We start from the raw sequence: 13,642 nt of genomic DNA, 5'->3' as shown, positions 1-13,642 counted from the left end.
CGCGACTACGCTGACGAACAGGCGCGTTCGCTTCAGCTGAAAGGCAGAGACGATGCATGTGACCCCGTTCGCCTGGATTGTGACGATCATCGTGATCGTCGCGCTGCTCGCGTTCGACTACTTCTTCCACGTCCGCCACGCGCACATCCCGACGCTGAAGGAAGCGGCGATCTGGTCGTCGATCTACGTCGGCCTCGCGCTGCTCTTCGGCGTCGCGGTCCTGATCTTCGGCGGCGTCGACATGGGTTCGGAGTATTTCGCCGGCTACGTCACGGAGAAGGCGCTGTCCGTCGACAACCTCTTCGTCTTCCTCATCATCATGTCCAGCTTCCGGGTGCCGCGCGAAGACCAGCAGAAGGTCCTGCTGTTCGGCATCGTGTTCTCGATTTTCGCCCGGACCGCGTTCATCTTCCTCGGCGCCGCGCTGATCAATTCGTTCGCGTGGGTGTTCTACTTCTTCGGCCTGATCCTGCTGATCACCGCCGGCAACATGCTGCGACCCGAGACCGAGGATTCGCACTCGGCCGACAACTTCATCATCCGGATCGCGAAGAAGTTCATGCACACCACCGAGCACTACGACGGCGACAAACTCTTCACCGTCGAGAACGGCAAGCGGGCGATGACGCCGATGCTGCTGGTGATGGTTGCCATCGGCGGCACCGACATCCTGTTCGCGCTCGACTCCATTCCCGCGATCTTCGGCCTCACCCAGAATGTCTTCGTCGTCTTCACGGCCACCGTGTTCTCGCTGATGGGTCTGCGGCAGCTGTACTTCCTGCTCGACGGTCTCCTCGACCGCCTGATCTACCTGTCGTACGGACTGTCCGCGATCCTCGCGTTCATCGGGGTCAAGCTGATCCTGCACGCGCTGCACGAGAACAACCTGCCGTTCGTCAACGACGGCGAACCGGTGAACGTCTTCGAGATCAGCACCTTCGCGTCGCTGGCCGTCATCATCGGCATCCTCGTCATCACCGTGATCGCGTCGCTCACCAGCAAGAAGGGCAGGGCGCAGTCCGCGATCGCCGGTGCCCGGCGGCACGCGATCAACTACCTCGACCTCGACTACACCGCCGACCTGGCAGAGCGCGAACGCATGTATGACAAGTTGCTCAATGAGGAGGAACAGCTCAAGAAGCTCGACCCGAAGTTCAAGAAGATGGTCCGCGAAGAAACCGCACTCATGGACCTCATCAAACGCTCCCACCAGGAGCACGACGCGTTCCTCAAACAAAGTTAGGTGAACTCACAGAAGCGCCCACCGAGTCGGCGGGCGCTTTTGTGACTCGTGCCCCATCCCCATGAAGGCACGCGCCGCGACTACCTCCTCCTCATCCGCATTCCGCCGTCCGCCATGCCCATGGCAGTGATACCGAGGCCCAGCAGACAGACGACGATGCCGCAGATCACGTTCGACCAGATCATTCCCGCCGTGGTGGTTACTCCGACGACCAGCCACGGGCTGACGATCATCCACAGACCCAGCAGCGGCGCGACGAACGCCATGCCGTGCGTGCGTGAGTAGGCCGACGTGAAACCGACGGCGAGCAGTGCAACCGCAACACCCGACAACAGGTTGCACATCGCCAGGCCCGACTGGCTCGCGAACCCGACAATCCACGGCGACGCCGCCATGTAGAGGCCCGCCATGAACATCAGGCCCTCGGTGACCTGCGTCATCGGCTGTTCCGAGACTCGGTCGTAGCGAGCCCGCAACTCGGCGATATCAGGGTGTCTCTCGATCGACATACCTGGTGTCGTCATCACCCACCTCCTTGAAAAGAGAACCAATCCCTACCGAAGGGGGTGCCCCGAACTTGGCAGGGCAAACCAGCGATAACCAGGTAATTTTTGCGAGTTTGTGCTACCGACCAGTCCCCACGGACCGCGGCGCCCTTGGGCAAGCGTCCAGGGGCGGGCATACTCGAATTGTGTGGTGGATTGCCTGGGTCGCGTTGGTGTGGATAGCGCTGTCGGTGCCGCTCGCGATCCTCATCGGGAAAGCGATACGGCAGAAAGACCTGCACGAACTGCCCGCCAAAGAGGACGCGACGAGTAAGAACGACCCTCCCGACCGAACGGTCGCATGACCGCGCCCCACCGGGTGCGTTCCCGCTGCAGCTTGGAAGAATGACGGGATGGCGCTGCCCTTCTATCCACTCGTGTTCATGAACCTGTTGTTTGCGGCGACCACCCTGTGCCTTGCACGACCCTCCCGCGCGGCCGCCGCAGCCACCGTCGCTGCCGCCGTGCTGTGGATATTCGGCAACGGCCCGCTCGAGGGTCAAGTGCTGTGGGAGTTCGACGCCACGCACGGCCTCACGGTGTCCGATCTGCTGTCCGTTGCGGCCGTCGCCATCGCCGTCTGGACGTTCTCGACCACCGGGGACCGACCACCGTCGGCTCGACGGACCGGGCGACGCCGCCGAACGCCGTTCCGGACCCGGTACTGACCGGCTCAGCCGCTCAGGGCCGACCCGACCACCCTCAACACCCCAGGTGACGTCATGTGCCAATGCGCACTGTCGACGAGGCGGTTCCGGACAGCGCCCGTCACGTAGGGCTCCCAACTCGCTGCCGCCGCGGATCCCGTCGGATCGTCCCGGCCGGCAGTGAAGAACGCGACGTCACCTCGAAAGACGCCCGGGGTGTGGCGCTCGAGCAGCGCGCAGTTGTGCGCGGCGCTCTCGATCAGCCTGTGGAGTTGGTCGCGGCTGAGAACGGCCGTGGGGCCGCCCGTCGCCGCCAGTAGGTCCACCGCCGAGTCGGGTGTCATGTCCGCAACGGCCGCAGGCACGTCCGCCTCGACGCCGATTCCCGCCAGCAGGTCGCCCGCGCTCAACGGCATCTCCGTGTCCCTCGGGTCCGGCTGCTGCGCGTAACTGTCGAGCATCACGACCGTCGCCACCTCGTCACCCGCAGCCTGGAGTTGCACCGCGACTGCATGCGCGAGGACTCCGCCGAGCGACCAACCCAGGAGTTCATAGGGCCCGCGGGGTTGGATCTTGCGGATCTCCTCCACATACCTCGCCGCGAGATCGTCGATCGACGCCGGCAAAGAGTCCTCACCTGTGATCGCCGGCGACTGAAGGCCGTAGATCGGCCGTTCGGGATCGATCCTGGACGTCAGACCCGTGTAGCACCAGGCGAGACCCACAATCGGGTGGATGCAGAACAGCGGCCGCCCCTCCCCTGCCGACCGGATGGGGAAGAGCACATCGAGCGCCCCATCACGGTGCCGATCGGCCGAACTCAACCGTGCCGCTATCGAACTCGGGGTCGGATCCGTCATCACAGTCTGCAGCGGAACCGCAACACCGGTGGACGCCTCGAGCGCACTCACCACGCGGACCGCCAGCAGAGAGTTACCGCCCAGCTCGAAGAAATTGTCGTCCGCGCCGACCGTCTCGATACCCAGCAGCTCCGCGAAGGCGGTGGCCACCGCGACCTCGGTGTCCGTGACCGGGGCGCGGAACGCCCGGGGTTCGAACCGCGGCTTCGGAAGCGCACGCCTGTCGAGCTTCCCTGCCGACGCCAGGGGCAGCTCGTCCAGAACCATGATCTGCGACGGAACCATGTACGCGGGTAGCCGTTCTCGGGCAGACGCCACCAATGCGTCGGTATCGATCCGCCGGCCCTGTTCGGCCACGACGTAACCGACGAGGTGGTCACCGCCGCGCTCGTCCGAGACCAGCGCCACCGCGGCCTGGGACACCCCCGCCGCCGCCTCCAGCACCGACTCGGTCTCCCGGAGTTCGATTCGCAGGCCACGCAACTTGACCTGGAGGTCCGTTCGGCCCAGGTACACCAGCTGACCAGTTCGGATCCACTTCACGAGATCGCCCGTGCGGTAGAGGCGTTCCCCTCCCCGGCCGAAGGGGTCGGCTACGAATCGTTCCGCGGTGAGCTCGCTGCGTCCCACATAGCCGCGGGCCAGTTGGTCGCCGCCGAGATAGAGCTCGCCGGCCACACCCACCGGAACCGGATTCAGCCGTGCGTCCAGCACGTACGCCCGGGTGTTCCACACCGGCGCACCGATCGGCACTCGCGCATCCACGGATTCGCCCAGCCTGAAGGTTGTCGTGGTGATCGCCGCCTCGGTGGGACCATACGTATTGTGGAATGCGCCCGGACGGAGAGCGATCACGTCCTCCGCGAGCTCGGACGACACCTCCTCGCCGCCCACATGGAGGTGCCGTAGCGAGGACAGGACCTCCCCCTCACCGATCGCGAGGAACGCGGCCAGGACCGACGGCACGAAATGCATCATCGTGATCCGGTGCTCGCGGATGACCGCCGCCAGATAACCGAGGTCGCGATGCCCGCCGGGCCGCGTCACCACCAGTTGGGCACCCACGATCAGGGGCAGGAAGATCTCCCACACCGAGACATCGAACGTGTACGGAGCCTTGAGCACTCCGCGGTCGTCGGCGGTGACCGCGTACTCCTCGGCGAGCCAGCGCAACTGATTCACGATTGCCGCGTGGCTGACGGCCACGCCCTTGGGGCGTCCCGTCGATCCCGACGTGAAGAGAACGTAGGCGGTGTTCTGCGGCCGCAGCGGACGCACCCGGTCGGCATCGCAGATCGGGTGCGAACCGAACCCGGACAGATCGACGGTGTCGATGTCGACGCGTGCGATACCGGCAGGCAAGGACACGCGCGTCCACGACGTGGTCAACACCAGATCCGTTGCTGCGGAGCTCAGCACGTCCTCGATACGCTCCGCCGGGTGGTCCGGGTCGAGAGGCACGTAGCCACCGCCGGCCCGGAGGACGGCGCACATTCCGACGATCATGTCCGGCGAGCGCTCGAATGCAAGCGCCACGAGGGAGTCGGGGCCCACTCCACGCTCGACGAGCAGCCTCGCCAGGCGGTTGACGCGTAAGCCCAGCTCGCCGTAGGTCAACGCATCACCCTCGAAAACCACGGCAACAGCACCTGGGACGCGGGCCACCTGGGCATCGAGAAGATCGACCAGCGTCGCTGCACGCAACTCCACGTCCGTCGAATTCCACGTGTCCAGCATCCAGGCCGTCTCGTCGTCCGTCAGCAGGGACAGCTCGCAGACCCGACCTCCCGATTGCGTTGCGAAAGCCTCCGCGACGCGCACCAAACCGCTGGCGAACCGATCCGCCGTCTCAGCGTCGAACAACTCGGTGGAGTACGTGAGCGTCCCGGAGACACCGGCCGGGTCACCGTTCGCGTCGTAGCTGTCCGAGAGCGAGAAGTCGAGATCGAACTTGGTGACCTGCGCATCGATATCGAGCGGCGCGATGGTCAGTCCCGGCAGTTCCAGCGCCGCCGCGGCCTGGTTCTGAAATGCGAGCATGACCTGGAACAGCGACGAATACGATTGCGAACGAGCCGGATTCAGAATCTCGACCAGCCGCTCGAACGGCACCTCCGCGTGGGCCAGCGCCCCGAGATCGGTCTCGCGCGCCTCGTCCAGAACGTCGAGGAGGGAGGCGCCGGGATCCACCTCGGTACGCAGTACCAGCGTGTTGACGAACATGCCGACCACGTCGTCGAGCACCCGTTCACCACGGCCCGCGACCGGAGTGCCGATCACGATGTCCGAGGTTCCCGTCAGGCGCGCCAGCAACACCGCCAGAGCGGCGTGCACCACCATGAACAGGGTCGTATTGTGTTGTTGTGCAATATCACCGAGACGTCGATGCGTGTCGGCACCGATGGTCACGGGGACGACGGCACCCCGGTTGGTGCGCGTCGCGGGCCGGGGGCGGTCGGTCGGTAGCTCGAGGAACTCGGGAATTCCCGCGAGTCTGCGCGTCCAGTAGTCGATCTGCGTCGCCGCCAGCGATTCCGGGTCGCCTTCGTCGCCCAGCACCTCCCGCTGCCACAAAGCGAAATCGACGTACTGAACCTCGAGCGGTGTCCACCCGGGACGTTCGCCCCGCGACCGCGCCAGGTACGCAGCCGCCACATCCCGCGCCAGCGGCGCCATGGAGAAGCCGTCCGCGCTGATGTGGTGCACCACCACGACCAGGATCAGTTCGTTGTCGCTCACCCGCAGCAGTCGCCCACGGATCGGAACCGTTGCCGAGACGTCGAATCCTCGTGCGACGACCGAGAGTACGTGGGCGTCGACAGCGTCATCGGCGACGATTGTCGGGGACAGATCCAACTCCACAGTTTCTGCGGGCATCACGATCTGCACCGGCTCGCCCTCGTGTTCCGGGAACACCGTCCGGAGAGATTCGTGCCGTTCCAGCACGTCGTGCACCGCCTGCTGCAGTGCGGGCACGTTCAGCGCTCCGGTCAACCGCACGGCCAAGGGCATGTTGTAGGCCGGGGATGCCGGGTCGAAGCGGCTCAGGAACCACATCCGCTGCTGCGCCGGCGACAAGGGAATGCGTTCCGGTCGAGGCTGCCTCGACAGGACCGGGCGGTTACCCGTACCCAGCACCGAAGACACCTGCTCGGCAAGCGCTTCCACCGTCGACGCCTCGAACAGCATCCGGACCGGCACGTGCGCATTCAGCGCCTCACCCAATCGGGCGGCCGCCTGCGTCGCGATCAGCGAGTTGCCGCCCAGTGCGAAGAATTCGTCGTCGAGCCCGACCTGTTCCACCGCGAGCACCTCGGCGAAGACGGCGACAACGGCCTCCTGCACCGGCGACACGGGTGCCCGGAAGACCCTCGACTCGAGTACCGGCGCCGGCAACGCCTTCACATCGATCTTGCCCGAGGGGTTGAGAGGAAATGCGTCGAGCACCACGACTGCGGCAGGCACCAGGTACGACGGCAACACGTCTTCGAGCCTCTTGCGCAACAACTCGACGTCGAAGGACCCGCGGGGCACGACATACGACACCAACGCGTCGGCACCGGCCGCGTTGGGCCGGGCCACCGTGATCGCACCGTCGACATCGGCGACCCGGGTGATCACCGCGTCGACCTCCCCCGGTTCGATGCGGACGCCACGAATCTTCACCTGCCGGTCCACTCGCGCGATGAACTGCAGATTGTCGTCGGCGCGGCGATGCACCAGGTCGCCGGTCCGGTACATGCGAGTACCACCCGCGCCCGCAACGAATCGCACCGCGGTCCGCCCAGGATCACCGACGTAGCCGCGCGCCAGTCCGGAACCGGACAGATACAGCTCGCCGATCGCACCGACGGGAACCGGGCGCAAGCGGTCGTCGAGCACCCGACCGGTGGTGCCGGTAATCGGTCCACCGATGGTCACATGGCGCTCGACCGCGGCGAGGGTGGCGACAACGGTCGACTCCGTCGGCCCGTACGCATTGAGCATCCGCCGGCCGTCGCTCCATGCCGCGGCAAGATCGGGATGCAGAGCCTCTCCGCCGACCGCAACGACGTCGATGTGCTCGAGCCCGTCCGTGCTCAGAGACGCCAGCACTGCCGGCGTCGACAGATAATGGCTCACCCGGTGTTCCACGAGCACTCGGTGCAGATCCGGTCCCGCATATACCTCGGCGGGGGCGACCACCAGGCAGGCACCCGAACCGAACGCGAGCAGCGCCTCGAGGAGCGCGGCGTCGAAGGTGGGGTTGTAGGCGTGGAGCACCCGCGAGTCCGACGTGACCCGGTACCGACGCACCGCTTCCTCGGTCAGCGAGGACACACCGCGGTGGGGCACCATCACCCCCTTGGGCGTACCGGTGGAGCCCGACGTGTAGATGACGTACGCCACCTCGTCCGGATGCACCGGAACATGCACCGGAGCCACATCTTCCAGATATTCGCCCGCGGTGACCGGCAGCCACGCGATCCGCGAACCGCCCACCGACATCTCCCCGACGCCGACACACACGTCGGCCTCGGTCAGCACCCTCTCCAGACGCTCCGCCGGATGTGTCGGATCCACCGGGAGGAAGGCAGCACCGGTCTTGGTGATGGCCCACAAGGCAATCATGAAATCCACCGACCGCGGCAGGGCGAGCGCGATCACGCGGCCCGGCCCCGCACCCGCGTCGATCAGGACCCGCGCCAACGAATCGGATCGCGCGTCGAGCTCACGGTAGGTGAGGGTCACGGCACCGTCGGAGAGCGCCGGCGCAGTCGGGAAGTTGCGGGCAGTGCCGGTCAGAATCTCGGAAAGGGTTCTCGGTTCGGAAGGTTCGCCGCCGTCGAGGACTGCGCCGGCGGCGAGGCCGATGCTGCCCACGTCGATCTCGGGGCGGTCGGTGACGACGGCCAGCACGTCCACGAACAACTCGGCCAGCGATCGAACGGTCGCGGCGTCGAACAGCGACGGCGTGTAGGTGACGACACCGCCCACTCCGACCGGGTCGTGATCCGACCAGCGCTCCGAGTACGTGAAGGCCAGATCGAACGGCGTCGGAGTTGTGTGGTTCTCCGACGTCGGCGCGAGCGCCAGCGACACCTGCGGTCGCTCGCCACCGAGCAGGTCGGCCAGGGCCTCGATCGGCACGTCCGCGTCCTGGAAAGCCGCAACATCGAAGCTGCGGACCTGCTCGAGGACCTCGAGGAACGACATGTCCGGGGTGACGCTGGCCCGCAGCGCCACCATGTGGGCGCGATCTCGTGTCAGCCCCGCATTGCCGCCGATGACGATGTCGCGGTGAACACCGATGCGTGCGAGCAGGATTGCGAGAGTCGCCCGCAACACCGTGAACAGCGTCACGCTCTGCTCGCGCGCCAACCGCAGGGCTGCCTCGTGGCGATCGGAGCCGATCGCGAACTCGTGCACGCAGTCCGACGGGGAGATGGCTCCCCCGACTACCCGGTCGGTCGGCACCGGCGACGACGACCCGACGCCGCGCAACGCCCGCTGCCACCGGGCGAGGCTGCTGTCTCCGGATGTCCCCGGCAGCCGCTCCAGTCGCCCGTCGAGATACCGCCCTCGGTCCCCGGTTCGGTACATCCGTACTCCCCCGGCTCCCTCCGTACCCACGGGCACGAACGGGTCGGCCACGAACCGTTCAGCAGTACCCCCGGGCCGACGGTGGAATCCTCGGGCAACCCGCTGCCCTCCCACATACAGTTCCCCGACCGTGCCGGGCGGGACGGGCCGCAACGCCCGGTCCAGCACGTAGATGCGGGACCCGGCATCCAGTTCGGCGGGTTGCGCAGGCTCGCGGTCCCGTCGATCGTGCCCCACCGTCCCGCCATCGACGAGTGGATCCCAGATGTCCGCCACCACGGCGTCGCAGTCGTTGCCCGACCATGCCAGCACATTCGCGTGGGTCACCGCGACCGGTTCCGAGCCCACGGGGCAGAGCACATAGGCCACGCGGTCGGGGTGTATCGGTTCCGACTCCGACGCGGTGACGTCGCGGTCGTCATCGTTGTTCAGCTCGACCTCGTCGAGCAGCACTGTCGGATACCCGCCGTGCGGGATCGCTCCGGCATCGGCACGACCGATGAGCAGCAGTGTCGGCACCACGTCGGCCAGCGTGTACCGGATGCGTTCGGTGGGATGGTCCGGACTCAGGGGCAGGCAGGTTGCGCCCGCCCGCAGCACGGCGATGTGCGCAACGACCTTGTCGATCCAGTTCGACAGTCCGACAGCGACAATGCTCGAATCTCCGATTCCGGACGCTCTGAGTGTCCGCGCCAGCCGGTCGGAGCGACGGTCGATCTCGGCATAGGAGAGCACCTCCCCACCGCAGCTGACGGCTGCGGCGTCCGGGCGGTCGGCAACTCGTTGCAGAAAGACCTCGGGCAACGACACGTCCCGGTGCGTTGAATCCCCCGTTCCGCCGATGGCTTCGGCCCGCTCGTTCGGCGTCAGCAGGTCGATCGAGCTCAGCGCAACGCCGGGGTTGTCGGCGACCACCACGAAGAGCCGGTGCAGCCGCCGCGTCCATTGCTCCACGGTCTGTTGCTCGAAACGAGATGCTGCGTAACGCAATACCCCCTCGATCCGGTCGCCGTGGCCGTCGACCCGACCGCGCAGCGATACCACCAGATCCAGGCCGTCGAACTCCCGCACCGGCTCCGCTTCCACCGACAGCATCACCTGGAAGAGCGGGTGACGATCCGGCGAAAGCTCGTGCCCGACAGCATCGACCACCTGCGCGAACGGGACCGCACCGTGCGCGCGTGCGGCCTGCTCGGCGCGGTGGGTTTCGACCAGGAACTCCTCGAACGTCAGACGTGGATCCAGTCTGCTTCGCAGCACCAGAGGCTCGGAATCGTGACCGTCCCGTCCGTCGGCGCAGTCCGGCAGGACCGCTCCGATGGCGAGGTCGTCCTCACCGCTCACGACGGACGACAACACGGCCACGGCCGCGTGCACGACCGTGAAGAGCGAGACCTCGTGCCGGGCCGCCAGGTGGTGCACATCCCGGCACAGGGCGGGATCCACGGCGAACGGAACCACACCGGGGAGAGCCCCGGAGTTCACCGAGACTTCGTGGTCCACCGGCAACGGCAGGGAACTCGGCAGACCCCTGAGCTGCCGTGTCCAGTAGCGCAATTCGCGTTCATACGGCGCGGGAATCGGCAACGCGGATCGATCGACCTTGCCGCTGGGGGTGAGCGGCACCGCATCGAGAACTGTGACCGTCGAGGGCACCATGTACGCCGGCAGCCGCTCCGCCACGCCGGCGAGAACGTCGTCCGGATCCAGGCCGGTGCCGTGAACGTAACCATCCACCACCAACTCACCGTTCCGGTCGTGTGCCACGGCGATGGCCGTGTCGACCCCCGGATGCCGACCGAGGATTGCGGTGATCTCGCCCAGTTCGACCCGGAATCCGTGGATCTTCACCTGATCGTCGGCCCGGTCCACGAATTCCAACTCGTGGTCCTTCGACCACCGGACGAGATCGCCCGTCCGGTACATGCGTCGCAGATCGGTCGCGAACGGATTGGCGACGAAACGAGTCGCGCTCGCACCCGGCCGCTCCAGGTATCCGCGGCCCACTCCCGGACCGGACAGGTACAACTCGCCCACCACTCCGGCCGGCACGGGCTGCAGGAAACGGTCCAACACCACTGCGGACACACCTTCGATCGGTCGCCCGATCGTGGTGCGGGAACCGGGGACGAGTGCGTCGGTGGCCGTGGCCCACACGGTCACTTCCGTCGGACCGTACAGGTTCAGCACGGTGCGCCCCACACCCCACCGCGCCACCAGTTCCGGCGGGCAGACCTCGCCCGCGACGGCGAGTACCTCGAGATCGGTCAATCCAGCCGGATCCATCTGCGCTGGGACGGCCGGTGTGGTGGTCCAGTGGGTGATCCGCTCCCGCTGCAGCAGCTCGGCGAGCGCTTTCCCTCCGCGCACCGGCGGCGGCGCGATCACCAGCGTCGCGCCCGCCGTGACCGCGACCAGCAACTCGTGAATCGAGGCGTCGTACGAGGGCGACGCGCACATCAGCACTCGCGAGCGGGAATCTGCTGCGTAGAGACGACGCAATGCGGCGGCGTGATTCGCAAGTCCCCGATGGGGCATGGTGATACCGCGAGGCGCCCCGACCGAGCCGGACGTGTAGATGACATACGCCGCGTTGTCCAGCCTGATCGGGTGTGCCAGTTCAGCATCGGCGACAGGTGCGCCGTTCCCCGGCGCATCGGCCACATCCACCCACTCGACACCGGGAGGCACCACCTCCGGTTCCGTTGCGACAGCGATGGTGACGCCTGATTCGTCGATCATGTGCGCGATGCGTTCGGCCGGATAGTCCGGGTCCACCGGAACGAACGCCGCACCGCAACGCGCGACGGCCCACACCGCGACCACCTGTTCGATCGAACGGGGCAGCATCAACGCAACGCGGTTGCCGACGCCCACACCCTGCGCGAGCAGTCTGCGCGCGAGCCGATTCGATCGCTCGTGCAGAGCGCGGTAGGTCATCTCGACATCGCCACAGCGAACGGCAACCGTGTCGGAATCCACTGTCAGGTCGAACATGTCCGGAAGGGTGAGCGACGACACCGAGGGAGGGCCGGTGAGAGGCACGAGCGCCTCGAGTTCGTCGTCGGTGAGCAAAGGCAGGCTGCCGACCGCCGCCTCGGCATCCGCGCCGACGAATCCGCCCAGATACTCCAGAAATCTCTCGTGGTGTCCCGCAAGTTCGTCTCGTTCGTACACCGCCGGGTTGCCCTCGAAGTCCACGCGCACGTTCTGGCCGGCGGCACCCGGATAGATCGCCACCGCAAGGTCGTCGACCGGGCCGGCGGTGAGAACGTTCAATTCACCGAGTACCTCACCCCACCACGTCTCGGTGTGGAACATCATGATGTTGACCATCGGCCCGAAGCCGCGGCCGACGCGGGAGGTCGACCGCATGTCGTGGAGGATGTCTTCGTACCGGAAACGTTGATGTCGCAGCGCACCGGTCAGTTCCAGCTGGACACGGCGCACCAGGTCGTGGGTAGTCCCGTGCGCATCCACCGCGATCCGGAGCGGAACGATGTTGGCCACACTGCCGCCCGAACGGCGCGCGCCCGCGGTGGTGCGAGCAGACACCGGGAGACTCAGCACGACATCCGAATTGCCCGTCATCCGCGCGAGAAATGCGGCGAACGCCGCGACCACGATCGGTACCTCGAACGAATTCCACTCTCGAGCGAGTGCTTCCAGCTCGTCGACGACGCCGGGATCCATCACCTTGCTGGCGAGCAACGACACAGCCGACGGGGCGCTCTCCCGGTCGGTCAAACGGGAGGGCTCGGGCAGGTTCGCCGTTCGTTCGGCCCAATACTCTCGGTCGATCTCGAAACGGCGGGACCGCGGGTACGCGTCCTCGGCCTCGTACAGTTCGCGAAGCGGCAGGGCCTTCGACGCAGGAGCTTCCGTGCGCTCGACCGCGTGCGTGTAGAGCTCGGCGACCCGGTTCATCAGCACCATGGCGCCGTAGCCGTCGAGGATCAGGTGGTGCGCGAAGGTGGTGAGGAAGTAGTGGTCACGGCCGACGTGCAGCAGTGTCGCCGAAATCAGCCGGTCCCGGTACACCGACATGGGGCGGCGTCGCCGCTCGTCCATCCATCGGTGCGCGTCCGCCACGGGATCTTCACGGGACCGCAGGTCGACGTAGGCGAGTTCGTCGTCGATCGTCTCGTCCGCCAACTGGTACGGCTCACCCACGTAGTCGACGATCCGAACCCCGGGAGACTCGATGTCGAACGAGCCCTGCTCGGACGCCCACTTCAACGCTCCGACGTCCACAGGCCCACGCAGCTCGACGTACTGCGCGACGAGAATGGGGACGTTCGGTTCCAACTGCTGCGCGAACCACAGTCCCTTTTGGGCATGCGAGAGCGGGAATGCACGTGAATCCACGTCACCTGCAGTCTTGCGCGGGAACCCCGAGCCCACTATCTGTCCCCCGATCTACAACTTTGACGAACAGCCCGAAAGCGGGCCGTATACGTATGGGTGTTGCAGAGGAAATCGTTACGGTGACCCTACTCGCAGTCCCAGCTCGTGCGCAGCGCTCGTGCGGCGGGTACCCGTGCCACCACCGAACAGGAACATGACGACGCTTACCCTTACTCTTTGACAACCGGAACAGACACGGACACTGGAGGATACGACAGGTTGGCGCAAGTCCACGAACTTCGCAGAAAACGGGAGTGCGGCAGCGGAAACCCTCATCATGACACGACCGGCAGTAGTCCTGCGCATTCCTCCCGCGACTGGCAGTTCAGCTACGCGACCAGAAACCTTATCCTCGAT

Annotated in this window: 5 protein-coding genes; 3 read left to right on the top strand and 2 right to left on the bottom strand. The window is 66.4% G+C overall.

All coding sequences use genetic code 11. From position 1 onward, the window contains the following. Nucleotides 1-52 precede the first annotated feature (52 nt). Nucleotides 53-1,243, top strand: coding sequence for a TerC family protein (locus QM841_RS21040; protein WP_280780791.1), 1,191 nt, complete (start codon nucleotides 53-55; stop codon nucleotides 1,241-1,243). Between the two features lie 80 nt (nucleotides 1,244-1,323). Here QM841_RS21040 and QM841_RS21035 read toward each other — a convergent pair whose 3' ends face one another. After that, nucleotides 1,324-1,767 carry an SPW repeat protein gene (locus tag QM841_RS21035; RefSeq protein ID WP_011597573.1) on the bottom strand — a complete coding sequence of 148 codons (444 nt, stop codon included), beginning with the start codon at nucleotides 1,765-1,767 and terminating at the stop codon, nucleotides 1,324-1,326. Nucleotides 1,768-1,934: 167 nt separating this feature from the next. Between QM841_RS21035 and QM841_RS21030 the strand changes: the two genes are divergently transcribed. Together QM841_RS21030 and QM841_RS21025 are read left to right on the top strand one after the other, a co-directional pair. Beyond that, nucleotides 1,935-2,093: a hypothetical protein gene (locus QM841_RS21030; protein ID WP_280780789.1), complete on the top strand. Its 159-nt coding sequence runs from the start codon at nucleotides 1,935-1,937 to the stop codon at nucleotides 2,091-2,093. A gap of 48 nt (nucleotides 2,094-2,141) precedes the next feature. Continuing rightward, entirely contained in the window at nucleotides 2,142-2,456 is a 315-nt protein-coding gene (locus QM841_RS21025; RefSeq protein WP_283333434.1) for a hypothetical protein, read from the top strand. A 5-nt stretch (nucleotides 2,457-2,461) separates the two neighbouring features. Here QM841_RS21025 and QM841_RS21020 read toward each other — a convergent pair whose 3' ends face one another. Next, nucleotides 2,462-13,246: a non-ribosomal peptide synthetase gene (locus QM841_RS21020; RefSeq protein ID WP_283333433.1), complete on the bottom strand. Its 10,785-nt coding sequence runs from the start codon at nucleotides 13,244-13,246 to the stop codon at nucleotides 2,462-2,464. Between the last annotated feature and the right edge of the window lie 396 nt (nucleotides 13,247-13,642).

Origin of the sequence: Rhodococcus sp. IEGM 1307 (assembly GCF_030056915.1) — a bacterium.
Classification (GTDB): domain Bacteria; phylum Actinomycetota; class Actinomycetes; order Mycobacteriales; family Mycobacteriaceae; genus Rhodococcus_F; species Rhodococcus_F opacus_D.
Note: the sequence above shows the minus strand (reverse complement) of the source record. Positions and strands in the feature narration are given on the sequence as shown.